Annotated in this window: 10 protein-coding genes; 7 read left to right on the forward strand and 3 right to left on the reverse strand. The window is 73.3% G+C overall.

Going from position 1 to position 26,636, the window contains the following annotated elements:
• Positions 1-28: 28 nt before the first annotated feature.
• Together ACNAW0_RS14500 and ACNAW0_RS14505 are read right to left on the reverse strand one after the other, a co-directional pair.
• Positions 29-814: a class I SAM-dependent methyltransferase gene (locus ACNAW0_RS14500; RefSeq protein ID WP_416288362.1), complete on the reverse strand. Its 786-nt coding sequence runs from the start codon at positions 812-814 to the stop codon at positions 29-31.
• Positions 815-822: 8 nt separating this feature from the next.
• Positions 823-1,998 (reverse strand): FAD-dependent oxidoreductase, encoded by a 1,176-nt coding sequence (locus tag ACNAW0_RS14505; protein ID WP_416288363.1) that lies wholly within the window; start codon positions 1,996-1,998, stop codon positions 823-825.
• A 459-nt stretch (positions 1,999-2,457) separates the two neighbouring features.
• Here ACNAW0_RS14505 and ACNAW0_RS14510 point away from each other — a divergent pair, with 459 nt between their 5' ends.
• Genes ACNAW0_RS14510 through ACNAW0_RS14540 form a run of 7 tightly spaced genes read left to right on the forward strand, consistent with a single transcriptional unit; the run spans position 2,458 to position 24,754 of the window.
• On the forward strand, positions 2,458-5,316 hold the full coding sequence (locus ACNAW0_RS14510) for a type I polyketide synthase (RefSeq protein WP_416288364.1): 2,859 nt from the start codon (positions 2,458-2,460) through the stop codon (positions 5,314-5,316).
• Positions 5,306-10,903, forward strand: coding sequence for an SDR family NAD(P)-dependent oxidoreductase (locus tag ACNAW0_RS14515; protein WP_416288365.1), 5,598 nt, complete (start codon positions 5,306-5,308; stop codon positions 10,901-10,903). Before ACNAW0_RS14510 ends, ACNAW0_RS14515 begins: the two co-directional genes overlap by 11 nt.
• Positions 10,900-15,078: an amino acid adenylation domain-containing protein gene (locus ACNAW0_RS14520; RefSeq protein WP_416288366.1), complete on the forward strand. Its 4,179-nt coding sequence runs from the start codon at positions 10,900-10,902 to the stop codon at positions 15,076-15,078. The genes ACNAW0_RS14515 and ACNAW0_RS14520 overlap by 4 nt, the downstream gene beginning before the upstream one ends.
• A 4-nt stretch (positions 15,079-15,082) precedes the next feature.
• Positions 15,083-18,451, forward strand: a complete 3,369-nt coding sequence (locus tag ACNAW0_RS14525) for an amino acid adenylation domain-containing protein (protein ID WP_416288367.1) — start codon at positions 15,083-15,085, stop codon at positions 18,449-18,451.
• Positions 18,448-19,974 (forward strand): GMC family oxidoreductase, encoded by a 1,527-nt coding sequence (locus ACNAW0_RS14530; protein ID WP_416288368.1) that lies wholly within the window; start codon positions 18,448-18,450, stop codon positions 19,972-19,974. Before ACNAW0_RS14525 ends, ACNAW0_RS14530 begins: the two co-directional genes overlap by 4 nt.
• Complete coding sequence (locus ACNAW0_RS14535; RefSeq protein WP_416288369.1) at positions 19,962-20,807, forward strand: thioesterase II family protein; 846 nt, start codon at positions 19,962-19,964, stop codon at positions 20,805-20,807. The genes ACNAW0_RS14530 and ACNAW0_RS14535 overlap by 13 nt, the downstream gene beginning before the upstream one ends.
• A complete protein-coding gene (locus ACNAW0_RS14540) occupies positions 20,804-24,754 on the forward strand; it encodes a non-ribosomal peptide synthetase (RefSeq protein ID WP_416288370.1) in 3,951 nt (1,316 codons plus the stop codon). Before ACNAW0_RS14535 ends, ACNAW0_RS14540 begins: the two co-directional genes overlap by 4 nt.
• On the opposite strand, the gene ACNAW0_RS14545 is transcribed toward ACNAW0_RS14540, so the two are convergent.
• Positions 24,720-26,633, reverse strand: coding sequence for a multicopper oxidase family protein (locus ACNAW0_RS14545; protein WP_416288371.1), 1,914 nt, complete (start codon positions 26,631-26,633; stop codon positions 24,720-24,722). The genes ACNAW0_RS14540 and ACNAW0_RS14545 overlap by 35 nt on opposite strands.
• Between the last annotated feature and the right edge of the window lie 3 nt (positions 26,634-26,636).

The following is a 26,636-nucleotide window of genomic DNA, read 5'->3' on the forward strand; positions in this document are numbered from 1 at the left end:
GGCATCCTTCGCTCGACGGTCCTGCGGCCTACTCCGGGCGCTGCCCGCGGATGGAACAGAATTCGTAGCTGCGCACGACCAGGGCGGGGTTGTACATGAGCTTCTCGGTGAAGGTGTCGACCTCCTCCGGGGCCAGGCCGGCGGCGACGAGTTCGGCACGCTTCTGGCTGACGTTGTTCGCCACCAGGCGGCAGCCGTGCGTGCCGCCGGTGAAGGTCTCGCTGTGCCAACGCGTACGCACCGAGGTCAGTCCCGCCGCGACCATCTCCATGTGGACCTGGTGGCCCCACTCGATGTCGACCTTGGCGGCCAGGACGTTGAAGAGCGTGTCCATCACCTTGCGGTACAGGTCGGCGTCCGCCTCGGTCGCCGCGGCCAGGACCCGTGGCGGCGTACGGACGAACTCGCCGAGCAGCAGCCAGCCGCCCGGCTTGAGGGTGCCGGCGAGCCGGTGCACGACCTCCCGCCGGTTCGGCAGGTGGTGGGTCAGCAGACGGGCGTGGATGAGGTCGACCGATCCGTCGACCGGGAGCGGCTCGTCCGTACCCAGATCCTGGGTGTGGATCTCCACGTTCGGCCCCGGGGTGAGCATGTGCACGTCCTGGTCGATCGCGAACACCCGGCCGGCGGGGCCCACCCGCTGGGAGAGCATCGCGGTGACCGAGCCGCCACCGGCGGCGAGATCCAGGCAACGCCAGCCCGCGCCGACGGAGATCTCGTCCAGTTCGTCCTGCGTAACCGGATCGAGAAAGGCTTCCAGCGGCGTCAGGTGGGCGGGCATGTTGGTGAATACGTAGTCCGCCAGGTTGGTCATCGGGCTCCTCAGGGTCGGTAGCTGAACAGTTCCTTGTCCCGGTAGGTCTCGTCGCGATTCACTGTCTTGATCATCAAATCGCGCAGCCGGTTCACCACCGGGTTGGTGGTGTGGCCGACCTTCGCGACCACCCGCGAGTGCTGGAGAATCTTGTTGGCACGGCTGGTCCGGGCCAGCTCGTACGCGCGCAGCGCCGCCGGCACGTCCTTACCGGAGGCAAGCAGGTCGGCGAGGCGGGCGACGTCCTCGAGCGCCATGTTGGCCCCCTGCCCCAGCATCGGGCCGATCGGATGCGCGGCGTCACCGAGCAGCACCACGCGGCCGGAGTGGTAGCGCTCCATCGGCGGGCAGTCGTGTACGTCGGTCGCGATCATGTCGCCGAGGTCGGAGGAGGCGATCGTGTCCGGCACCAGGTGGGTCCACCCGCCGAGCAGGTCCAGCAGGTCGGCCTTCGTGGTGGCGATGGGCTTGGCCGGCCAGTGCCCCTCCGGCGCCTTGGTCGTGGCGGTCCAGAAGAGACGCTCGCCGTCGACGGCCTCGGCGAAGAAGTGCCCGCCCGGGCCCACCACGACGAATCCGTCGCTGAACTCGGTCGGCCGCTTCGCGATCCCGCGCACCGAGGCGAACAGGAAGCGCGGCTGGGCGTCGCTGGCGACGGTCGCCCGGAGGGTGGAGCGTACGCCGTCCGCGCCGACCAGCACGTCCGCGGCCACCGTCCGCCCGTCGGCCAGTCGCGCCGTAGCCGAGTCCGGTGTGGTCTCCACGCCGACGACCGCGAGGCTGTGATGCACCGTGACCGGGGCGAGCCCGGGCCGGTTGACCGCCTCGGCCAGCAGCCGGTGCAGCTCCGCGCGGAGGATCCCGACCGCTGGCGCCCCCCACTTGGCGGCGAAGCCCTGCAGTTCCCTGTGCTTGAGCACCTTCCCGTCCGCCGACATGATCGGCATCGGGGCCCGGTGCAGGTCGCTCGACCAGCCGGTACGGCGCACGGCGGCGCCGAGCTCGGGATCGATGTGGTCGAGAGCCTTGACCCCGTTGGGAGTCAGCTCCACACCCGACCCGGTGTTGCCGAAGCTCCGAGCACGCTCGAAGACTTCCACGCCGATGCCGCGACGGCGCAGGGCGACAGCCAACGCCAGTCCGCCAATTCCTCCTCCAACGACCACAACCTTGAGTGACCTCATGCCTACTCTCTCTCGCGTGGTCCGTCGGATCGGAAGAAACCGGCAGCGCGAACGCGCCGTTGAGTGGGTCGACGGTGCCCCGTGATCGACACATCCTGGCGTCACATAATGAACCGCGAGCACGGATGAGTTGTCTTCTCCCAGGTTGCTCATCCTGAGGCCCGCCGTCGTCCGGTCCGTGACACGAGGTCTCGCGATTCGTCCTTAACGTGCGAATCAGCCGGCCGCTACCCGGCGTCCGCCGCCGGCTCCACGCATCGGCGCTGGCCGATTAGCTGGCCATTGATCCGAAATCTGCCGACCGACAAAGGACGAAGCAGCAATCTAAGCGAAGACACCGCCGAACTACTCCCCCAGACTCGGTTCGAGTCTGTTGTGATGCCGCTCTCAATCGGGCATCAGACGCCCGGGCACAGCGCGAACCACCAGAGCCCGCTATTCGGGAAAGCGAGGTGTGAAGTGCAGCCTTATGGGATCGCCGTCATCGGGATGGCCTGCCGACTGCCCCAGTCGCCCCACCCCGACGCTTTCTGGCAATTGCTGCGCTCCGGCGGCAACGCCATCACCGAACCACCCGCCGGCCGCCGTTCGGCGGGCACCCGGCCGGGCGGGTTTCTGGAGCGTGTGGACCTTTTCGACGCCGGATTCTTCGCCGTTTCACCGCGTGCGGCGGCGGCGATGGATCCGCAGCAGCGGCTGATGCTCGAACTGAGCTGGGAGGCGCTCGAGGACGCCGGGATCGACCCCGGACGGCTCAGGGGCAGCCGCACCGCCGTGGTGATGGGCGCGATCTGGGACGACTACGCCACCTTGACGCTGCGGCCGGGCGCCACGGTTGACACCCACACCCTGGCCGGGCTGCATCGCAGCCTCATCGCCAACCGCACGTCGTACGCGCTGGGCCTGCGCGGTCCCAGCCTGACCGTGGACACCGGACAGTCCTCGTCGCTCGTGGCAGTGCACCTGGCATGCGAGAGCCTGCGTACCGGGGACGCCACGCTCGCCATCGCCGGTGGGGTCAACCTGGCCCTGGCAGCGGAGAGCACCCTCCAGGCGGAGCGCTTCGGCGCGCTCTCCCCCGACCACCGGTGCTTCACGTTCGACGCCCGCGCCAACGGCTACGTCCGGGGCGAGGGCGGCGGGCTGGTGGTGCTCAAGCCGCTGCGGCAGGCCATCGCCGACGGCGACCCGGTGTACTGCGTGATCCGCGGCAGCGCCGTGAACAACGACGGCCGCACCGAAAGCCTGACCGTGCCGAGCGCCGACGCGCAGCAGGAGGTCATCCGGCTGGCCTGCGCGCGGGCCGGGGTGGACCCGGCGGACGTGCAGCACGTCGAAGTGCACGGCAGCGGTACGAAGGTCGGAGACCCGATCGAGGCCGCCGCCCTGGGCGCGACGTACGGGATCGCCAGGCGCGACGGATCGCCCCTCCGGGTGGGCTCCGCCAAGACCAACGTCGGCCACCTGGAGGCCGCGGCGGGCATCACCGGCCTGCTCAAGATGGCGCTGAGCATCAGGCACCGGCAGATCCCACCTAGCCTCAACTTCGCCGCGCCACACCCGCGCATCCCCCTGGACGTGCTGAACCTGCGGGTCCAGACCACCCTCGGATCGTGGCCGCGCCCCGACGGGGCGCTCCTGGGCGGCGTGAGCTCATTCGGCATGGGTGGCACAAACTGCCACGTCGTCCTGGCCGACGCGCCGCAGCCGCCGCGCGGCGCCGTCACCGCCGCCACCCGCATCCCCGAGCGCGACCGCGAACCGGTGCCATGGGTGGTGTCGGCGACGACGGTGTCCGCCCTACGTGCGCAGGCCGCGCGGTTGCACGCCCACCTGGCCGACCGCCCCGAGCTGAGCCCGGTGGACGTCGGGCACACGCTCGCCGTCGGTCGGTCCGCCTTCGCGCACCGGGCCGTGGTGCTGGCCCGGACCAGACTCGAGCTGCTGGCCGGCCTGGACCGGATCGCCGGCGACGAACCCGCGGAGCACGTCGTACGGGGTACGGCCAGCGAGCCGGCTGGCACGGTGTTCGTCTTTCCGGGGCACGCCCCGCCCGCCCCGGAGGCGACCCTCCACCTGCTCGAATCCAGCGACGTCATAGCCCGGCGGCTGGACGAGTGCGACCGCGCACTGCTCCCGCTGACCGGTTGGTCCGTCCTGGACGTGCTCCGTGCTGCGCCGGACGCCCCACCGCTGGACCGCCCCGACGTGCTGCCGCCGGTCCGGTTCGCCGTCCTGGTCGCCCTTGCCGAGCACTGGCGCGCGTACGGCGTCGAACCGGACGCCGTCGCCGGCCACGGCCACGGCGAGGTGGCGGCGGCGTGCGTGGCGGGCATTCTGTCCCTTCAGGACGCCGCCCGTGTCATCACCGCGCTGGCCGGCCAGCACGGCACCGACGGCCGCCCGGAGCAGCTGCTGGCCACGCTCGCCCGCATCACCCCGCGCTCGTCCGCGATCGCCTTCCGCTCCGCCGTCACCGGCGCCCAGGTCGACGCCGACAGACTGGACGCCGGCTACTGGCACCGCGGCCCGCACCAGCCGGTCGGCACTGGGGCCAGTACGGCCGCCCTGTTGAGCCGGGGATGCCGCCGAGTGATCGAGATGGATCCACGCCGGCTTCCGGCCGCTCTCGCCGAGGCCTACGTATCCGGCGCGCCGGTGCGGTGGGAGCACGCGTTCGCCGGCTGCCAGCCGCAGCGGGTGCACCTGCCGACGTACCCGTTCGAACGCCAACGGTACTGGCTGGAGCAGGACGCCTCGCCCGCCGTCGCGCCGGATGCCGGCACGGTCGGCACGCCGCCGGCGGGCGGGCTGGCCGACCTGCCCTCGGCGGCACGGCCCCGGGCGCTGCTCGATCTCGTGCGCCGGCACGCCGCCGCCGTGCTCGGCTACGGCAGCCCGGACGACGTCCCCGCCGACCGCCCGTTCCAGGCCGCCGGCCTCGACTCGATGGGCGCCCTCGAACTGGGCAACCGCATCGGCGCGGCCACCGGGGTGGAACTGCCCGACACGCTCCTGTTCGACCATCCGACCCCGGCCGCGGTCGCGGGGTACCTGCACGACCGGATCCGGGACGACACCGCGTCGAGCGGCGGCCCGCCAGCGGCCGACCTCGACCGGATGGAGGCGGAACTCCTGGCCATCGAGGACGCCGGCCGGCGCGCGAACGTCGCGGCCCGGCTGCGGGACCTCGCGTGGCGGTTGGCTGGCCGCTCCGGCGGTACCCAGGCCGACGACTTCGCGACGGCAACGGACGAACAGCTTTTCGCCGCGCTCGACCACGCACCTTCGACTCGCTGGGTGGGCCATGGACGCTGAAGAGAAACTCCGCGGTTACCTCAAGCGGGCGACCACCGACCTCTACGAGGCGCACGAACGGCTGCGCGCCGTCGAGGCCAGGGCGGCCGAACCGATCGCGATCGTCGGGATGGCGTGCCGCTATCCCGGCGACGCGCACTCACCGGAGGCGCTGTGGCGGCTGGCCGCCGACGACGTGGACGCGATCTCGGCGTTTCCCGCCGACCGTGGCTGGGATCTCGAGGGGCTCCACCACCCCGACCGGCCGGGCACCACCTACGTCCGGGAAGGCGGCTTCCTCACCGGTGCCGGAGACTTCGACCCCGCGTTCTTCAACATGTCCCCGCGGGAAGCCCTGGCGGCCGACCCCCAACAGCGCCTGCTGATGGAGACCGCCTGGGAGGCCATCGAGAGGGCCGGCATCGTGCCCGGCGCCCTCCGGGACACCGCGACGGGCGTATTCACCGGGGTGGACTACAGCGACTACGGCCCCGCGCTGCACGAGGCGTCGGCCGGCTTCGAGGGCCACCTGCTCACCGGCAAGGTCGTCAGCGTCGCCTCGGGCCGGATCGCGTACACCCTCGGCCTCGCCGGGCCCGCGATAACCATCGACACAGCCTGCTCCTCGTCGCTGGTCGCCATCCACCTGGCCTGCGCGGCGATCCGGCGCGGCGAGTGCACGCTGGCGCTGGCCGGCGGCGCGACCGTGATGGCCACCCCGGGCATGTTCGTGGAGTTCAGCGCACAGCGCGGGCTGGCCCCGGACGGCCGGTGCAAGGCGTTCGCCGACGCGGCCGACGGCACCGCCTGGGCGGAGGGCGTAGGCGTGCTGCTGCTCGAGCGGGAGTCCGACGCGCGCCGTAACGGGCACCCGGTCCTCGCGGTCATCCGCGGCAGCGCGGTCAACTCCGACGGTGCCAGCAACGGCCTCACCGCGCCCAGCGGCCCAGCCCAGGAGCGGGTCATCCGGCAGGCCCTCGCCAACGCCCGCCTCACCCCCGCCGACGTCGACGCGGTCGAGGCGCACGGCACTGGCACCACTCTCGGCGATCCCATCGAGGCGCACGCGCTGCTGGCGACGTACGGGCGGGACCGGGCCGGCGACCGTCCGCTACGGCTCGGCTCGATCAAGTCGAACATCGGCCACACCCAGGCCGCCGCCGGGGTGGCCGGGATCATCAAGATGGTCATGGCCATGCGCTACGGCGTACTGCCCAGGACGCTGCACGTCGACGCGCCGTCCCACCACGTCGAGTGGTCTTCCGGTGCCGTGGCGCTGCTCACCGAGCCGGTGGAGTGGCCGGCCGGCGACCGGCCCCGGCGGGCGGGCGTCTCCGCGTTCGGCATCAGCGGCACCAACGCGCACCTGATCCTGGAGGAGGCCGCACCGGAGACCGCCCCCGCGCCCGAGGCCGCATCGGAGGCGCCCCCCGCCCCCGTGGCTGCGCCGCACCCGCCCGCGCTGCCGTGGGCGCTGTCCGCCCGGAGCGCGGCGGCGCTGCGTGCACAGGCCGCCGCCCTGCGGGCACACCTGCCACACCACCCGGAGCTGACCCCGGCGGCGGTGGGCCGGTCCCTGGCCACGACCCGGTCCTCGTTCGAGCACCGCGCCGTCGTCGTCGCCCGGACCGAGGACGAGTTCCTGGACGGCGTACAGGCGATCGAGCACGGAACGCCGGCCGGACACGTGGCGCGGGGCACGTACGGCGCGCCCGGCCGCACCGCGTTCCTCTTCTCCGGCCAGGGCAGCCAGCGGCCCGCGGCCGGTCTTGAGCTCTACCAGCACTTCCCGGTCTTCGCCGAGGCCCTCGACGAGGTCTGCGCGCACTTCGACACCCACCTGGGCCGCTCGCTGCGGGACATCGTCCTCTCCCCGGCGGGGCCGCCGGAGGCCGCTCTGCTGCACCACACGGCGTACACCCAGCCGGCCCTGTTCGCGCTGGAGACGGCCCTCTACCGGCTCGTCCAGTCCTTCGGCCTGACGGCCGACCTGCTCGTCGGCCACTCCGTGGGCGAGCTGGCCGCGGCCCACGCGGCAGGCGTGCTGTCGCTGGCCGACGCCTGCGCGCTGGTCGCCGCCCGCGGCCGGGCCATGGAGGAGGCACCGCCGACCGGCGCGATGGTCTCCGTCGAGGCCACCGAGGACGAGCTGCGCGCCTCCCTCGCCGGCCACGAGGACCACGTGGCCATCGCGGCGGTCAACTCCCCCACCTCGACCGTCATCTCCGGCGACCGCGACGCCGTCCACGACATCGCCGGGCAGTGGAAGCGGATGGGTCGCCGAACCACCTACCTGCGGGTGCGCCACGCCTTCCACTCGCCGCACATGGACGGAATCCTGGACGAGTTCCGCAGCGTCGCGAAGGGACTGACGTTCGACGCGCCGAGCATCCCCATCATGTCCAACGTGACCGGCACGCCGGCCACGGCGGATCAGCTCGCCTCGGCCGACTACTGGGTGAGCCACATCCGCCAGACCGTGCGCTTCATGGACGACGTCCAGCAGCTGCGCCGCGCCGGCGTCACCGCCTACCTCGAACTGGGGCCCGACGCCGCGCTCACCGGACTCGTCCACGGCTGCCTCGGCGAGCCCGACCCGTCCGTGGTCCTGACGTCCCTGCTCCGCCGCGGGCGATCCGAGGTCGAGACTCTCCTCGGCGCGCTCGCCGAAGCGCACACCCACGGCGTCACGGTCGACTGGGGCGCGTTCCCGTTCGGTCCCGGCGCGGCCCGCGCCGACCTGCCCACGTACGCCTTCCAGCGGCGGCGGTACTGGCTCGACCCACCGGAGCGGGGCGACGCCGCGACGGGCGCCCCGGCGCCCTCCGCCGGTCACCCGCTGCTCGGCAGCCGCCTCGACGTCGCGGGTACGTCCGGTCAGCGGTTCACCCAGACGCTCTCCGCCGACACGCCCGGCTTCATCGGCGACCACCGGCTGCGCGGCATGCCGGTGCTGCCGGCGGCCGCGATGGTCGAGTGGGCGCTGCAGGGCGCACGATCCCACGCGGACGGCGGCGCGCAGGCGGCACCGGACTCCGCCTGGGCCCTGCGCTCGGTCACGTTCAGCGAGTTCCTCCCATTCCCCGCCGGGCGGACGATCACCGCCCAGGCAGCCGTGGAGGCGGAGCCGGACGGGTACGGCGTACGGTGCTTCGCCCGCGGCTATCGCCCGACGGCCGACGGCTGGGTCGAGCACGTCCGGGCGACGGCCGCACCGGCCACCGCCACGCCCCCCGGACCGGTGCCGCCGGACGGCCTGCGGGCCGGCCTGACCGAACAGCCCACCGGCGCGTTCTACGAGCGGCTCTGGCGCACCGGCGTGGAGTACGGCGCTGCGTTCCGGGGGGTCACCCGGCTCTGGCACGGCCCCGACCGTGCGGTCGCGCTGGTGGAGGCCGGCGACGAGGGCGCCTACCACCTGGACCCCATGGTGCTGGACGCCTGCTTCCAACTCACCTTCGCGTTCGTCGGCGACGAAGCGGACGCCGTCTGGCTGCCGGCCGCGCTCGACCGGTGCACCACGTTCGCTCCGCTGCCCCGCCGGGTGTGGTGCGAGGCCCGGTGGCGCGGCGTGCAGGACTCCGGCGACGCGGTGGTGGACCTGCTGCTGCTCGCCGACTCGGGGCAGGTACTGGCCACGGTCGAGGGCCTGCGGTTCCGCGCCGTACCGCGTGCCCTGCTCGCCGAGTTGGCCGGCCCGCGGCTACGACGACAGGAGATCGAGTGGCGGCCGGTGCCCGACGCCCCGGAGCGGCACGTGGCCCGACCGGCCGGCACCTGGCTGGTCTTCAGCGCGGACGAGGTCGTCGCGGGGGAATGGCGGGCACAGCTCGCGGCGCTCGGCACACCCGCGGTCGCCCTCGCCGCCGCCCCGGCCGGTGAGTCCACGGGCGACGCCCTCCGCACCAGGGACCCCGACGTGCTCACCGTGGACGCCGACTCCGAGTCAGACATCCAACGCGCGCTCGACCTGGCCCGGTCGGCCACCGGCCGAGTGGGCGGGCTCGTCCTGCACGGCGGACCCGCCCTGACCGGCGATCCGGCCGCGCCCGGCGACCTCGGCGATACCCCTGACCGCGCCTACCGGCTGTCGCGGCACGCGTTCCTGATCCTCAAGCACTTCCTCCGCGCGCACCTGGCCGACCAGCCGGAGATCGTCATCTGTTCGACCGGCGCCGCCCCCGTGGGGGACGGGCCGGCACCTGATCCCGCCCAGTCGGTGCTCACCGGCCTCGCCAAGGCCGTCATCGCCGACTATCCGGACGTCAGGTGCGTGCAGGTCGATCTCGACCCCGCGGCGGCGGCGCCGGCCCTGCCCGCCGTGCTCGACCGGGTCGCCGGCCACCCCGGCGCCGGCCACCTCGCCGTGCGCGGCGAACACTGGTACGAGGCCCGGATCCGGGAGAGCGACCTGACCGGGTACGCCGGCGACCCGCCGGTCCGCGCGGACGGCGCGTACCTGATCACCGGCGGGCTGGGCGGGCTCGGCCTGGCGGTCGCGTCCTCGCTGGCAGAGCGCGGCGCGCGTGCCCTCCTGCTGGCCGCACGGAGCGTCCCGACCGGCGGGGAGGCGCCCCCCGAAGCGGCGACGGTGCTCGACCGCCTACGGGCGCGCGGGATCCGGATCGAGCTGCGCCGGGTGGACGTCGCCGACCCCACGTCGGTCACCGAACTGTTCGAGTACGCCCGGCGCGAGCTGCCGCCGCTGCGGGGCATCGTGCACGCGGCTGGGGTGGTGGACGACGCCGAACTGACCGAGCTGGACTGGCCCCGGTTCAGCCGGGTGCTGGACCCCAAGGTACGGGGAGCCTGGTACCTGCACCAGCAGGCCAACGCCCTGGAGCTCGACTTCTTCGTGCTGTTCTCGTCGATCTCCGCGCTGGTCGGCCTCGCCGGCCAGGCCAGCTACGTCGCCGCCAACAGCTTCCTGGACACGCTGGCGGCGTACCGCCGGCAAGGCGGACAGCCAGCCGTCAGCGTGGGCTGGGGGCCGTGGGCCGGCACGGGCATGGCCGCCCGGCGGGACCTGCTCCCCCGGTTCGCCGCGATGGGGATGGCCGGCCTGGAGGCGGGTCCGGCACTGGCGGCGCTCGCCGGGCTAACCGGTGCCGACGCGCCCCCACACGCCGGTCTGGCCGTGGTGGACTGGACTCGCTACCTCTCCACCGGGGCGCGGCGGCAGCCGTACACGCTGCTCACCGACCTGGCCGCGGCCGACGCCACGGCTCCACCGGCCGATCCCGGGCGTACGGGTGAACTTGCGCGTCTCCTGCTCGCGGACCCCGAAGCCGCCCGCGAGGCCGTCCTGGCCGAGCTGCTCGACCGGACCGCGCGGCTGCTGCGCATCGCCCCGGCCGATCGCGACGAGCTGCGCCCGACATTCCGGCACATGCGCCTCAACGAGCTCGGCCTCGACTCGCTGACCACGGTGCAGCTACGGCACCGGCTGCTCATCGACCTCGCCGCGGACGTACCGCCGGACCAGCTGTTCCGCGGCACGGCGGAAGAGGTGGTCGAGCTGATCTGCCAGCAACTGGCCATCGGTGCGGTCGTGGCGACCGACGACGACGCCTGGAACGCAGGAGAGACCGAGGTGTTGACGCTGTGACCACAGTACCCACGCTGCTGGCCGAACTCGCCCGCACCGGCATCAAGCTGCGACTGGTCGGCGACGACCGGATCGAGGTGGCCGCGCCGAAGGGGCGGCTCTCCGCCGACCTGCGCGAGCGGATCGCCCGGCACAAGCCGGAGCTGCTGTCGTGGCTGGTCCGTACGCGGGACGAACGGCCGGCCGACGACGCGCTGCCGACGGTCGTCCCGGACCCCGACGGCCTGTTCGAGCCGTTCCCACCGTCCGACCTGCAGACGTCCTTCCTGATCGGCAGCCGGGAGGGGTTCGAGCACCACGTCCGGCCGCACCAGTACATGGAGCTGGACCTCGACGAACTCGATCCGGTGCGGTTCAACGAGGCGGTCAACTGGGTCCTGCGGCGCCAGCGGCACAACCTGATGGTGGCGCGTCCGGATCTGCTCCTGCAGGCCGTCCGCGACCCCGCGCCGGTCGACGTGCCGGTCACCGACCTGCGCCACCTCTCCGACGAGGAGGCGCAGCGGGGCATCGAGCGGGTCCGGGCCACCATGGAGCGCCGGGAGCCACCGATCGACCGCTGGCCGTGGCTCGACATCCATGTCTGCCTGTACGGCGCCGGACGTGCCCGGCTGCACTACAACAACAACAACCTCTTCAACGACGCCCCGGCGCTGGTCGGGTTCCTCCGGGCGGCACTGCAGGCGTACCGCGACCCGGACGCACCGCTGCCGGAGCTGGAGATCAGCTACCGGGACTGCGTGCTGGCCCTGGCCGCCCTGGAGGAGGGCCCCCTGGGCCAGGCCTCGAAGAAGTACTGGACCGACCGGATGGCCGGCTGGCCCGACCCGCCCGCCGTACCGCTGGCCGCCGACGCCAACCCGCGGCAGCGCTCGCTGCTGCACCGGCGGGAGATGCTCTTCCCGGCGACGCAGTGGGCGGCCATCAAGGCGGCGGCCGGCGCCCGGGGCATCACCCTGACGAACGCCCTGCTCGGCGCCCACGCGGAGCTGCTGGCGCAATGGAGCGGTTCGCGTCACTTCCTGCTCAACAACATGATCACCCACCGGATGCCGCTCCATCCGCAGATCGGCGAGGTGATGGGCAACTTCGCCTCGCTGTACCCGCTGGAAGTCGACTGGCGGCACGACGAGACGTTCACCGACCGGGTCCACCGGCTGCAGGCCCAGGTCGTGTCCGATATCGAGCACGGGTACTGGAGCGGCGTCAAGGTGCTCCAGGCCTTGAACCAGGTACGGCGCACCCCCGGTCGCGCCGTCTGCCCGTTCGCGGTCGGCAGCGCGCTCTTCGTCGGACAGTTCGAACGGCCCGTGTACAGCGTGCTGGAAACCCCTCAGGTGATCTTCGACTGCGAGTTCTGGGAGCTGCCCGACGGCGACCTGTGGGTGGTCTGGGACGTCATCGAGAGCATGTTCCCCGACGGCCTGATCGACGCGATGGAGGAGGGCTACCGGGCGGCGCTCACCGAGCTCGCCTCGGGAGAGGCAGCATGGGCGGCCACCGCGCTGGACCTGCTGCCCACCGGCCAGCGCACCCAGCGCGCGCTGCTCAACCGCGCCGACACGCCCGTGCCGGGCGGCCTCCTGCACGACCCGCTCACGCGGTGGGCCTCCGCGCGCCCGGACCAGCCGGCCGTCGTCGCGGCCAACGGCACGCTGACCTACGCGGCGTTGAACCGGCACGCCACCCGGCTGGCAGCGCTGCTGCGCGAGCGGGCCACACCGTCGGGCAGCCTGGTCGCGATCGTGCTCCCCAAGGGCTGGGAGCAGATCGCGGCGGTACTCGGAACGCTCGTCGCGGGCTGCGCCTACGTGCCGGTCGACCCGGGGTGGCCGCCGGAGCGCATCCGCTTCCTGATCGCCGACACCGGCGCCGCCGCCATCCTCACGACCCGTGAGCTGACCGGCCACCTCGCCGACCTGGCCGACATTCCGGTGCTGGCCGTGGACCGCGTCGAGGACGACGGGTCGCCCGAATCGGCGCCCACCGCGCACCGGCGCCCCGACGACCTGGCGTACGTCATCTACACCTCGGGGTCCACCGGCCGCCCGAAGGGTGCGATGCTCGACCACCGCGGCCCGCTCAACACCATCACCGACATCAACGGGCGGCACGGGATCGGCCCGGATGACGTCGTCTTCGGTGTCTCCTCACTCTGCTTCGACCTGTCCGTCTACGACCTCTTCGGCACGCTCGCGGCCGGGGCGAAGCTCGTCCTGCCGGACCCGGGGCAGAGCGACCCGGCATCGTGGCTGGACCTGGTCGGCGCGCACGGGGTCACGGTGTGGAACTCCGTACCGGCGATCATGCAGCTCTTCGTGGAAGCCGCGGCCGCGGCCGGCGCCCGGTTCCCGGCGCTGCGGATCGTGCTGCTCAGCGGCGACTGGATCCCGGTCACGCTGCCGGACCGGATCCGGCGGATCGCGCCGAACGCGCGGGTGATCAGCCTCGGCGGCGCCACCGAGGCGTCGATCTGGTCGATCTCCTTCCCGATCGACCGGGTTGATCCGGCATGGACGAGCATCCCGTACGGCCGACCGCTGGCCAACCAGACCTGGCACGTGCTCGACGAGCTGGGCCGGGACGCACCCACCTGGGTGCCCGGCCAGCTCCACATCGGCGGCGTCGGCGTGGCGCTGGGCTACCTCGGCGACCCGGAGAAGACGGAGGCCGCGTTCGTCCGCCACCCCCGCACCGGCGAGCGCCTCTACCGCACCGGCGACCTCGGGCGCTACCTGCCCAGCGGGGACATCGAGTTCCTCGGCCGCGCGGACTTCCAGGTCAAGATCCAGGGATTCCGGGTCGAGCCGGGCGAGGTCGAGCAGGTCCTGCTGGAGCATCCGGGAATCCGACAGGCAGCGGTGGTGGCGCGCTCGTCAGGCTCCGGCAAGCAGCTGGCCGCGTTCGTGGTGGGCGACCCGGCCGGCGACGCCCGACCGGACGGCACCGCGCTGCGGGAGTTCCTGGCCGGGCGGCTGCCGAGCTACCTGGTGCCCAGCCAGGTGACCGTCCTGGACCGGCTGCCCCTGACCGACAACGGCAAGCTCGACCGGCCGGCGCTGGAGGCGCTCGGCGGGACCGACCGCGAACGCGGGCACGGGTACGTCGCCCCCCGGACGCCCACCGAGACGGCGCTGGTCGAGATCTGGGAGTCCATCCTGGACGCCCGGCCGATCGGCGTACACGACGACTTCTTCGACCTGGGTGGGCAGTCCTTCGCCGCGCTCCGGATGACCGGGCAGATCTCGCGGCGGCTCGGTCGCCACGCGTCCCTGGGCGAGCTGCTGGAACTGCGTACGGTCGCCCGGCTGGCCGACTGGCTCGACCGCGCCGAGCGGTCGTGGTCGCCGCTGGTCCGGCTCCGCGACTCCGGCGACGACTCACCGTGGTTCCTGGTCCATCCGGCCGGTGGCAACGTGCTGTGCTACCAAGGGCTCGCCGCGCAGCTCGACCAACCCGTGTACGCGTTCCAGGCGGCCGGACCGGCGACCGGTGGCGAGCCGCTGGACAAGGTCGAGGACTTCGCCGCCCACTACCTCCGCGCGCTGCGCGAGGTCCAGCCACACGGCCCGTACCTGCTCGGCGGGTGGTCCTCCGGCGCGATCCTGGCCTGGGAGATGGCGCACCAACTGGAAAGCGACGGCGAGACCGTGGAACACGTCGTGGTGATCGACGCGCCCGCGCCGGTCTCCACCCGCGCGGTCGACGACGTCCAGTCGCTCCGGTGGTTCCTGGAGGACCTCGACATCGGCTTCACGCCCGGCCGCGTCGGCGAGAACGAGCTCCGCCGGATCGCCGCCGCGCTGGACGCGGACGACCCCGCCGCCGCGCTGGCGCTGGCCGGCGAGTTGGGCCTGACCGAGGCGCAGCCGGATCCGGCGGGCCTGAGCGACGCGTTCGCCGTCTTCCGCGGCGTGGTCCGGGCATGCAACAGCTACCGGGCGCCCGAGATCGCCTCCGCCGTCACCGTCGTGCGGGCCGGCCTCGGCACCGTGAGCGAGTTCGCCGGCCACCCGTTCGCCTCATCGCCCGACTGGGGTTGGGCCTCGCTCTCCACCGGCGCCGTGGCCTGCGTCACCGTGCCCGGCACGCACCACACCCTGCTCACTCAGCACACGACCGCCGTGGCCTGCGTGATCAACGGCCGGCCCCGGCGGATCCGACCGGGAGGCTGACGCCGTGGCTCCTGAGCTCCTACTCGAACTGCACCAGCGCGGCATCAAGCTCCGGCTGGTGGACGGCCGGCTGGACGTGCTGGCGCCGGCCGGCGCGCTCACCCCGGACCTGCGAGAACGGTTGACGATGTCGCGGGACCAACTGGTGGCGCTGCTGCGCGGGGCGGAGAGCGGCGACGACCTGCCGCAGATCACGCCACGGCCACAGGAGCGGTACGAGCCGTTCCCGCTCACCGACATCCAGCACGCGTACTGGGTGGGCAGCCGTTCGGCGGTCGAGCTGGGCGGCATGGCCACGCACTACTACGTCGAGCTGGACAGCGAAGGGCTCGATCCGGACCGGCTGGCCCGGAGCCTGCGCCGGGTGGTCGACCGCCATGACATGCTCCGCGCGGTCGTCGACGCCGACGGCCGGCAGCGCGTCCTGCCCGACCTGCCGCCGTACGAGATGCCCGTGCTCGACCTGCGCGCGCTGGCCCCGGCGGACCGGGAGGCCGAACTGGCGCGGATTCGGGAGCAGATGGGGCGGACGGCCCCACCGGCGGACCGCTGGCCGCTCCTGGACATCCGCGCCGCCCAACTCCCGGAGGGGCGACTGCGCCTGCACGTGAGCGTCAACCTCCTGATCGTGGACTACCTCAGCCTGTCGCTGCTGTTCGGTGACTGGCGCCGGTTCTACGAGCAGCCGGACTGGGATCCGGAGCCGGTGCCGCTGTCCTATCGGGACTACGTGCTGGCCCAGGAGTCGGCCCGCGGCGGCAGCCGGTACGCCCGGGCCGAGGAATACTGGCTCGGCCGCCTCGACACCCTGCCCCCGCCGCCGGATCTCCCGCTCGCCCGCCAGCCGGCACAGCTGCGTGACATCGAGTTCGTCCGCCGGTCCGCCCGACTGTCCGCGGAACGTTGGCAGTACATCCAGCGGATGGCCCGGCAACGCGGGCTCACGCCCTCGGCGGTGCTGATGACCGCGTTCGCGGACGTGCTGCGCCTGTGGTCGAGCCGGCAGCCCAGCTTCACGCTCAACCTGACCCTCTTCGACCGGCCGCCGCTGAACCCCCGCATCGGCGAGGTGATGGGCGACTTCACCTCGCTGACCATGCTCGCGGTCGAGGCAGCGCCGGCGGAGGCGTCCTTCGCGGCCCGCGCCGAGCACCTGGGTGACCAGCTCATGCGCGACCTGGCGCACATCCCCTACAGCGGGGTACGCGTGCTACGCGAACGCGCCCGGCGGCTGGGCAGCGGGCCGGCCGCGACGATGCCGGTCGTCTTCACCAGCGCGATCGGCGGCGCCTCGGCGCCGCAGGCCGCCGACGACTGGAGTTTCTTCGGCCGCTTCGGCTACGGGATCAGCCAGACCCCGCAGGTCTGGCTGGACCACCAGGTGATGGAGGAGCGCGGCGGGCTCGCGTACAACTGGGACACCGTCGACGCGCTCTTCCCCGACGGCCTGCTGGACGACATGTTCAGCGTCTACCACGGTCTGATCGAGCAGCTCGGCAGCGACGAGTCGCTCTGGGACCGGGTGGGACCGCTGGTCGCCCTGCCCGCCGATCAGATCGAGACACGCGAGGACGCGAACAGCACGGCACGCGAAATCCCGCCGCGGACCCTCTGCGAACTCGTCGAGGCGCAGGCCCGGCTCACTCCGCACGCGGTCGCGGTGATCTCGGAGGTCGGCCAGCTCACCTATCGGGAGCTGGTCGAGGACGCCCACCGGCTCGCCCGGCGGCTGCGGGCGCTCGGCGCGACGCGGAACAGGCTGGTCGGCGTCGTGACCGACAGAGGGCCGGACCAGGCGGTCGCGGTGCTGGGCGTCACCCTGTCCGGGGCGGCCTACCTTCCCGTCGACCCGCAGTGGCCGGCGGCGCGGCGGGAACAACTCCTGCGGCAGGGCAACGTACGGATCGTGGTCACCACGCCGCGGTTGGCGGGCGAGCTGAGCTGGCCGGCGGACCTCGACCTGGTGACGCTCGCCGACGCCGAGGTGCGCGCCGCCGACACCGGGCCGCTGGACACCATGCCGGCCCCCGACGACCTCGCGTACGTCATCTTCACCTCCGGCTCCACCGGTCAGCCCAAGGGCGTGATGATCGACCATCGCGGCGCGGCCAACACCATCCAGGACATCAACGACCGCTTCCAGGTCGGACCGGGCGACCGGGTGCTGGCACTCTCCGCCCTCAGCTTCGACCTGTCCGTGTACGACATCTTCGGCATCCTGGCCGCGGGCGGTGCGGTGGTCATGCCCTCCCCCGCCGGCGCCCACGACCCGGCCCACTGGAGCGACCTGGTCCAGCGCCACGCCGTGACGGTGTGGAACTCGGTGCCGGCGCTCATGCAGGCATGGATCGACGCGCACCCGCCGCAGGCCGACCCACCTGACCTGAAGCTGCGCGTGGCGCTGCTCAGCGGGGATTGGATCCCGGTCGGCCTGCCCGACGCCATCCGCCGTCGGTACCCAGCGGTCGAGGTGATCAGCCTCGGTGGAGCGACCGAGGCGTCGATCTGGTCCGTCCTCTACCCGATCGGCGCGGTCCCGCCCGAGTGGACCCGGATACCGTACGGCAAGCCGATGGCGAACCAAACCCTGCACGTGTATGACGGACAGCTCCGGCCGTGCCCGGTGTGGACCACCGGCGAGATCTACATCGGCGGCGTGGGAGTGGCCAAGGGCTACTGGGCCGATCCGGAGCGGACGGCGGAACGGTTCATCGTCGACCCGGTCCGGAACGAGCGCCTCTACCGCACCGGCGACCTCGGCCGCTATCTGCCCAGCGGAGACATCGAGTTCCTCGGCCGAGAGGACTTCCAGGTCAAGCTCAACGGGTACCGGATCGAACTGGGCGAGATCGCCGCGGCGCTGTCCCGCCACCCCGACGTCGCCGACGCCCTCGTACGGGTGAGCGCCAACCCGGCCACCGGGCGGCGGCATCTCGTGGCGTACGTGGTGCCGACCGGCACCGGCATCGACGTGGCCGCGTTCCGCGACGTCCTCGAAGAGCTGTTGCCGAGCTACCTGGTGCCGCACCACTACCTCGCCATCGACCGGGTGCCGCTGAGCGCCAACGGCAAGGTCGACCCGTCCGCCCTGCCGACGCCGTGGGACGACACGGCAGAGGTCGAGCCGGTGGCACCCCGGGACGATCTGGAGCAGACCCTGTTGAAGATCTGGCGCGAGGTGCTGGAGCGCGACGACTTCGGCGTGGCGGACAACTTCTTCGAGCTGGGCGCCGACTCGTTGCACGCGGTCCGAATTCTCGGCCGGCTACGCGACGAACTCGGAATGGAGTTGGAGGGAGACGACGGGCTCCAGGCACTCTTCGAGAGCCCGACCGTCGCCGAGTTGGCCGCGACACTGCGTGACCGGCCATGACTGTCTGGGATGACGTCGTCGTCGGCGCCGGCTCGGCCGGGGCGGCCCTGGCCAGCCGGCTGTCCGAGCGGAGCGACCGCCGGGTGCTGCTGCTGGAGGCCGGTGCCGACCACCCGGCCACGGACCAGCCGGACGCGGCGCCGCTCGGCCGGCCGGTGCTGACGGGTGCCAACTGGGACTACTCCGCCTACCTCGGTGCCGAAGGGGAACGCCCGTACCCCTACGCGGTCGGCAAGGTCGTCGGCGGCTCGTCGGCGGTCAACGGCGCGATCGCGATGCGGGGACTACCCGTGGACTTCAACGGGTGGGCGGCCGCGGGAAACCCCGAGTGGGCCTGGGACCGGGTGCTGCCGTACTTCGTCCGGCTCGAATCGGACGCCGACGTCAAGGGCTCGGACCACGGCAGCACCGGTCCACTGCCGGTACGGCGTCCCGCACCGGACGAGTTCGGCGTGGCCGCGACCGCGTTCCTGGACGCCTGCCGGGCGTTGGGCGTCCCGGACCTGCCCGACCTGAACGGCGGCGGCGGGGTCGGCGTCGGGCCGGTGCCCAGCAACGCGGTGGGGCAGCGGCGGGTGTCCACCGCGGACGCGTACCTCGCACCGGCGCGTGGCCGTCCCAACCTGTCCGTGTGGGACCGCTGCACGGTGACCCGGGTCCTGCTGGACGGCACGCGGGCGGTGGGCGTCGAGGTGGTCCGCGACGGGCACGCCGAGCGAGTGCCCGCCGGCCAGGTCATCCTCAGCGCCGGTGCCGTCAACACCCCGGTCATCCTCCAGCGTTCCGGCATCGGCCCGGCCCGCCACCTGTCGGCGCTCGGCATCCGCCCGGTCGCCGACCTGCCGGGCGTCGGGGAGAACCTCGCCGAGCACGCGATCGTGCCGATCTGGGCGGTGGCCCGGCCGGGCGTGTGCCGCGACGATGAGGTCTGGCACCAGGTGGTGGCCCGGCTGGACACGGCCGGAGGCAACGATCCCGACGTCAACCTCCTGCTCGTCGGCAACGTTACGGACGTCGCGATACCGGTGGTCGGCGCCATCCTGGGCGGCCGGACCGGCCTGTGCCTGTCCACGGTGCTGCTGGCCCCGGCGTCGCGAGGCACCGTCACGCTGCGCGACGCCGCGCCGGGCACCCCGCCGGTGATCGCGCTGCGCCTGGCCTCCGCGCCCGACGACGTGGACCGGCTGGCCAACGGCACCCGGCTCGCCTGGTCCGTCCTGCGCTCCGGTCCATTCGCCGGCCTCCTGGACCGCGTGGTGATCTGGACCGACCGGATGGTCGGCGACGACGCCATGCTGCGCACCGCCGTCACCCGGTTCGTCTCGCCCGCCTGGAACCCGGCCGGCACGGCCCGCATGGGTCCGGCGTCGGACGACATGGCGGTGGTTGATCAGCACTGCCGGGTCCACGGCGTGACGGGCCTGCGCGTGGTGGACGCCTCGGTGATGCCTTCGATTCCCAGCGCACCGACGAACCTGAGCTGCGTCATGCTGGCCGAGCGGGTGACCGGGTGGATGCACTAGCCGGCCGGCGGGCACAGTGGGGAGTCGTCTGGCAGCGGGCGCCAGAGGCTCAGCTCCGGCTGTTCTGCCTGCCGCACACCGGCGGCGGCGCGGCCGTGTACCGGTGGTGGGCGCAGCAGCTGGCACCCGCGGTCGAGGTGGTCGCCATCCGCCTGCCCGGCCGGGAGACCCGGCTGCGAGAGGCGCCGTACGCGCGGCTCGCCGACCTGGCTCCGGCGCTGGTGGACGCGGTCGAGCCGTGGCTGGACCGGCCGCACGCCTGGCTCGGGCACAGCATGGGTGCGCTGATCGCCTTCGAGGCGTGCCACCTGCTGCGCCACCGTGACCTGCCGCAACCGCGGCGGCTCTTCGTCACCGGCCGACGCGCCCCGCACCTGGCCGATCGTGAGCCGCCCGTGCACGACGCGCCCGCGCCCAACCTCGTGGCCCGGCTGCGGGCGCTGGGTGGCACGCCGCGCGAGGTGCTGGAGGACGACGCGACGATGTCCGCACTGCTGCCCATGCTCCGCGCCGACTACGCCGTCTCCGAGACCTACCGCTGGCGGTCCGCGCCGGCGCTCGACTGCCCGATCTCGGTGCTCGGCGGCGCGGACGACCCGCTGACGACGGTCGACGAACTGCAGGCCTGGCGCCGGCACACCACCACCGAATGCACCGTACGGCTGTTCGCGGGCGGTCACTTCTTCCTGCACGAGGCCCGCGCGCGGATCCTGCCCGCGATCCGCGCCGACCTGACCTTCGCCTGCCCGTCGGCAGCGGGTCGGCCGGCGGCACCCGGGCCCTCCGTGACGAGCGGGCTGGCGGGCACCACACCCAGCGGGAGGCTCCCTTGACGTCCCAGCACACTTTTCCGCTGACCGATCTGCAGGCGGGGTACCTGGTGGGAGCCAGCCAGCTCATCGAACTCGGCGGGTTCCGGCCGACGATGTACTTCGAGTTCGACATGGTCGGCCTCGACCCGATCCGGGCGCAGGACGCGGTCAACCGGCTGATCCGGCGGCACGAACACCTGCGGACCGTCGTGGTGGCCGAGGGGGCGCAGCGTGTCCTCGACCCGTCCGAGGTGACGCCGGTCCAGTTGCCCGTCATCGACCTGGTCGGCATGGGCGGGCCCGCCCAGGAGGCCGCGACAGCGCAGGTCCGCGAGCGGATGTGCGAGGCCGGCCCCGACCCGACTGGCTGGCCCCTCTTCGAGATCGTCCTCCATCGCCTGCGGCCGCACCGCTTCCGCGTGCACTTCGCCATGAGCCTGCTGCTGCTGGACTCGCACAGCACCTACCAGCTGATCGACGAGTGGTGGGACCTGTACCGCGACCCGGCCGGCGGACCGACCACGGCGCCGCGTACCTTCCGGGAGAGCCTGCTGTCGATGGTCGCCGAGGAGGACTCCGAGGCGTACCGCACGCACTGGCGGTACTGGGAGGAACGCCTCGACACGCTGCCGGAGGCGCCCCGCCTGCCCCTCGCCGGTCCACTGGCGAACATCGGCCCGGTACGCCTGACCCGCCGCGCCTGCCATCTCACCGGCGAGCGGTGGCGCCGGCTGTGCGCGCACGCCCGCCGGAACCGGGTCCTGCCCAACACGGCCATGCTGCACGTGTTCGCCGAGACCCTGGGGGCCTGGGCGGCCGCGCCGCACTTCCTCCTCAACGTGCTGCACCAGACCTGGGCGACGTCCCGCCCCCACGAGGCCGGCGTGGTGGGCCAGTTCAGCTCGACCCTGCCGCTCGAGGTAGACCTGCGCGGGTCGGGCGACTTCTGGGCCCGGGCCCAGCGGCTGCAACGTCAACTGTGGCGGGACATGCCGCACAGCGACGTCAGCGCGGTGAGGGTCACCCGGGCGCTGGCGGCGCGGCGAGGCTGGACCTCGCGTGCCGCGCTGCCGTACGTCTTCAACAGCATGCTCCGGCCGGAGCGGCCGGAGCAGGCGCCGCGTCGGCCCACCTGCCGGGTGGTGACGAGCAACCTGCGCACGCCGCAGGTCCTGATCGACAACCAACTCCGGGACGAGGCAGGCGGCGTGACCTGCGTGTGGGACGTCGTCGACGACGCCTTTCCTCCCGGACTGCCCGACATCATGTTCGACGCCTACCGCCAGCTGCTGGAGGGGCTCGCGGACTCGCCCGAGGCAGCCCCGGACCCCGTACCCGCGGACCACCGCCGCACCATCGCCCGGGACAACCCGGCTGCGGGCCCGCCCCCGGCTGGTCGCCTCGAGGACGGTTTCCTCCGCCGGGCAACCGGGCAGCCGGACGCGCCGGCCGTGGTCACCGCACACCGCAGCCTGACGTACGGGGAGTTGGAGGCCACCTCCCGGGCGGTGGCGCTCTGGCTGCGCGAGCGGGATGTCGGCCGTGGCGACGTCGTTCCGGTGGTGATGGCGAAGGGCTGGGAACAGGTCGTCGCGGTCCTCGGGGTGCTGCGCGCCGGCGCCGCGTACTGCCCGGTCGACGCCGGCCTACCCGCGGAACGGATCCGCCACCTGGTCGACGAGTGCGCCGCGGCGGTGGTGCTCGGCCAGTCGCACCGGACGCCGGACCTCGGCCTGGACCACCTGTACGTGGATCGGGTGGAGCCGGCCGCCACCGCCCTGCCCCTGACCGAGGGCGACCCGGCCGACCTGGCGTACATCATCTACACGTCCGGTTCCACCGGCCGGCCGAAGGGCGTGATGATCGAGCATCGCGCCGCCCTCAACACGGTGCTGGAGGTCAACGAGCGGATCGCACTCGCCCCGGCCGACCGGGTCTTCGGCATCTCCTCGCTGAGCTTCGACCTGTCGGTGTGGGATGTCTTCGGCACGCTGGCAGCCGGTGCCGCGCTGACGATCCCGGAGGCCACGGCCCGGCCGGATCCGATCGGTTGGGCCACCGCCGCGACGTCGTACGGCGTCACGGTGTGGAATTCGGTGCCGGCGCTCGCCGAGATGCTGGTCGAGGTCGCCGAGCAGCGGCCGGACGGCGGACACCCGCCGATCCGCGCCTTCCTGCTCAGCGGTGACTGGGTGCCCATGTCGCTGCCCGACCGCCTGCGCCGGCGGTGGCCGCAGACACGGGTGGTCGCCATGGGCGGCGCGACCGAGGCGTCGATCTGGTCGAACGCCTACGAGGTCGGCCGGGTGGACCCGGGGTGGCGGAGCATCCCCTACGGGCGGCCGCTGCGCGACCAGACGATGCGCGTGCTCGACCACCGGCTCGACGTACGCCCACAGTGGGCGGAAGGGCGGATCTACATCGGCGGTGCCGGGCTGGCCCAGGGGTACTGGCGCGACGAGGAGCACACCGCGGAGCGGTTCGTCCGGCACCCGGAGACCGGCGAGCGCCTCTACTGGACCGGCGACCTCGGCCGCTACTGGCCGGACGGGACCATCGAGTTCCTCGGCCGGGAGGACCGCCAGACCAAGATCCAGGGCTTCCGGGTCGAGCCGGGCGAGGTCGAGTCGGTCATCCGCGAGCTACCCGGCGTACGCGACTGCGCCGTGAGCGCCGAACCGGCCCCGGGCGGCCAGCGGCGGCTCGTCGCCGTCGTCGCGGCGCCGGACGGCCCGCCGCCCGACAGCGCGGCCGTCGCCGACCATCTGCGCGCGCGCCTGCCGCACTACATGGTTCCCGGCCAGATCCACGTCGTGGACCGCATGCCGCTGTCCGCCAACGGAAAGGTCGACGTCGCCCGCGCGCTCGCCGGCCTCGCCGCGCCGGCGGCCGCACCCACCGGGCACGGAGCCGACAGCCCGCTGGCGCGGCGGCTGGACGACCTGTGGGCGGAACTCCTCCAGGTACCCGTGGTCGGCCCGGACAGCGACTTCTTCGCGCTGGGCGGCAACTCCCTGCTCGCGCTCCGGCTGGTCAACCGGCTCCGCACCGACCTGGGCGTGGACCTGCCGTTCGGCCACATCTTCGAGGCGCCGACGCTCGGCGCACTGGCCGCCCGGATCCAGGACGGGCGGCCCAGCACCACCTGCGCCGTAGAGCTGTCCCGGTCGGGCAGCGGGCCGCGGCTCGTACTCTTCCACCCGGTCGGCGGTTCGGTCGCCAGCTATCTCGGACTGGCGGGCGCCTGGGCCGGACCGGTCCGCGCCTTCCAGAGCCGGGCACTGGCCATCGGGCACGGGGACGCCGAGCCCAACGCTTTCGATCCGGATCTGGAGACGATGGCGGCCGGCTACCGCGACGAGCTTCAGCGGTCCGAGCCGGACGGCCCGTACCTGCTCGGCGGCTGGTCGATGGGGGGCGTGCTCGCCTACGAGGTGGCCGCGCAGCTGGCCGAACAGGGACATGAGGCGCACGTCTTCATGATCGACAGCGACGTCGAGAATCTCCGCGTACCCGATTCACCGGCCGCGCTCCACCTGGAGTTTCTCACCGACCTGGCGGGCGGACGGCTGCCCGCGGAGGTCGCCGCGGCCGTACGGAGAGCCGGTGCCGGCGACCTGGCGCGTACCGCCCGGGACGCCGCGGTGGCGGCCGGGCTGCTCCCGGCCGGGTCCGACGTGGCCGGCTACGAGCGGCTGGCCGGCGTCCACGCGCACAACCTGAGGATCCTCGCCGCGCACCGGCCCAGCAAGTCCGATGTGCACGCGCTGCTCATCGTCGCCGGCGCGGTCGACCGTCCCGACCCGCTGCCGGCCTGGCAGGCGGCCTGCCCAGACGTCGAGGTCGATGTGTGGCCGTACGACCACTACTCGATCGTCACCGGCGACCGGCCAGCGGCGATCGTCCGGCGGGTCCGGTCCTGGATCACCGGGCTCAGTGGTCGTGCCCGCCGTGGAACGGCTGGCTGACGCCCTCGTAAGCCAGATGCAACGACATGCCCTGAGCGAAATGGCTGAGGTCGTGGCAGTGGTTCATCCACAGGCCGGGGTTCGTGGCGCGGAAGCCCACGAGCCACACCTCACCCGGGCGCACGTCGAACGAGTCCACGTACAGCGGGCTGCCGCTGGGAGCCCGGCCGTCGCGGGAGAGCACCAGCACGGTGTGGCCGTGCAGGTGCCACGGGTGGATGGCCTGCCCTCGGTTGACGATGGTCATGAGCACCAGATCGCCCTCCCGGACGACCTGCGTCGGGATGGACGGGTAAGCGCGACCGTTGACGGTCTGCGCGTACTTCGGCACGCCCCCGGGCAGCGCGACGCTGCGGTCGAGAACCATCGTGAACCGCCGGTCGAAGTGGCTGTTCTCGTCGAACGGCGTCGGCGCCGGGGCACCGTACCGGGTCAGGTCCAGCTCCGGCCAGGAGGCGGTGTCCGGCACCGTGGCCCCGGAACCGGACAAGCCCTCGGGGACCAGGCGCAGGCCGCCGGCCGCGGCGCTGTCGACCAGCAGGGCCGCGGGACCGGCTGGCATCGGGAAGGCCAGGTCGTACCGCCCGCCCGCGGCCAGGACCAGGGTGTGTTCGCCGAGCGGACCCGGCTCGTTGAGATTCCGACCGTCGACTGCGACCAGCCGGTACGGCGTGCCGGAGAGCGTGATCCGGCGCGGCTTGCTGTCGGTGTTGATCAGGCGCAGCCGCACCGGGGTGCCGGGCGCCGCCCGATGCTCGACGGCCTGGTCCTGGTCACCGATGACGGCCGTGTCGCCGAACGTGTGCACCGGCAGGGTCAGGTCCAGCCCGGACGGCGTTGACCCGCGCGGTTGCACGACGAGGGTGCCGTAGAGCCCCTTCCGGACGCCCACGTCGGACACCTGGTGGGTGTGGTACCAGTACGTGCCGGCCTGGTTGGCCGGGAACCGGTAGACGAACTCGTGGCCGGGCGACACCGCCTCCTGGGTCAGGCCCGCCGCGCCGTCGTCCCCGGAGGGCACCTCGTATCCGTGCCAGTGCAGGGTGACGCCCCGCTCGATGTCGGCGTTGCGCAGGGTCACCTCGATCAGGTCGCCCTCGGTCGCGGTGATCGGCGGTCCGGGCACCTGGCCGTCGAACGTCCACGCATCGACCCGCCGACCCGAGGCGAGTGTGACGGTGGCCTTCCGGGCGGTCAGGGTGTACCGGCGCACCGTGCCGCCGGGCGCGGCGTCGGACGCCTGCCGCAACGACGTGACCGGCCGCCCCTCCACGGCGGGGTACGCCACCGGCGCACCGCCCCCCGTGTCGACCGGGGTGTCCGCCAGGACCGCCAGCCCCGCGCCGGCGAGCCCGGTGGCGAGCGCCACCGCGCCGGCCACGAGCCGGGGCACCGACCGGCGCGGCACCGCCAGGCGCCACGTGACGAGCACGGCCGCGCCGACGACCGCCACGGTGAGCAGGGACTCGGCCCAGCCCACCGGGTATCCGACGAGGAAGGTGACCAGGAGACCAGCCAGCGCCGCGTACCCCGCGGCCAGCAGGGGGACGACGACGCGCGGGGCACCCTCGGCGGCCTGCCGGCCGTCCGGCAGCACCGCCCGGACCAGGCGCGGACCGGCGAGCACGACGGCCACCAGGGCGGCGACGCCGAGCACGGGCAGGGCCAGGATCACCCTCTCCTGCACGAACCACCAGCCGCCGCCGGCGAGCGCCACCACGGAGCCGACTCGGGCGACGGTGGCGAGCAGCGCCGCGCCGAACAGCCCCACCGCCAGCCGGCTTTGGTGGACGGCGGCGGCCACGCCGGCACCCAGCCACGCCGCGGCGGCCAGGGCGGCGGCCAGCAGATCGACCGCGGCGAGTTGAGCGAGCGGCATGAC

This window comes from Micromonospora sp. SL1-18, from assembly GCF_047921505.1.
Classification (GTDB): domain Bacteria; phylum Actinomycetota; class Actinomycetes; order Mycobacteriales; family Micromonosporaceae; genus Micromonospora.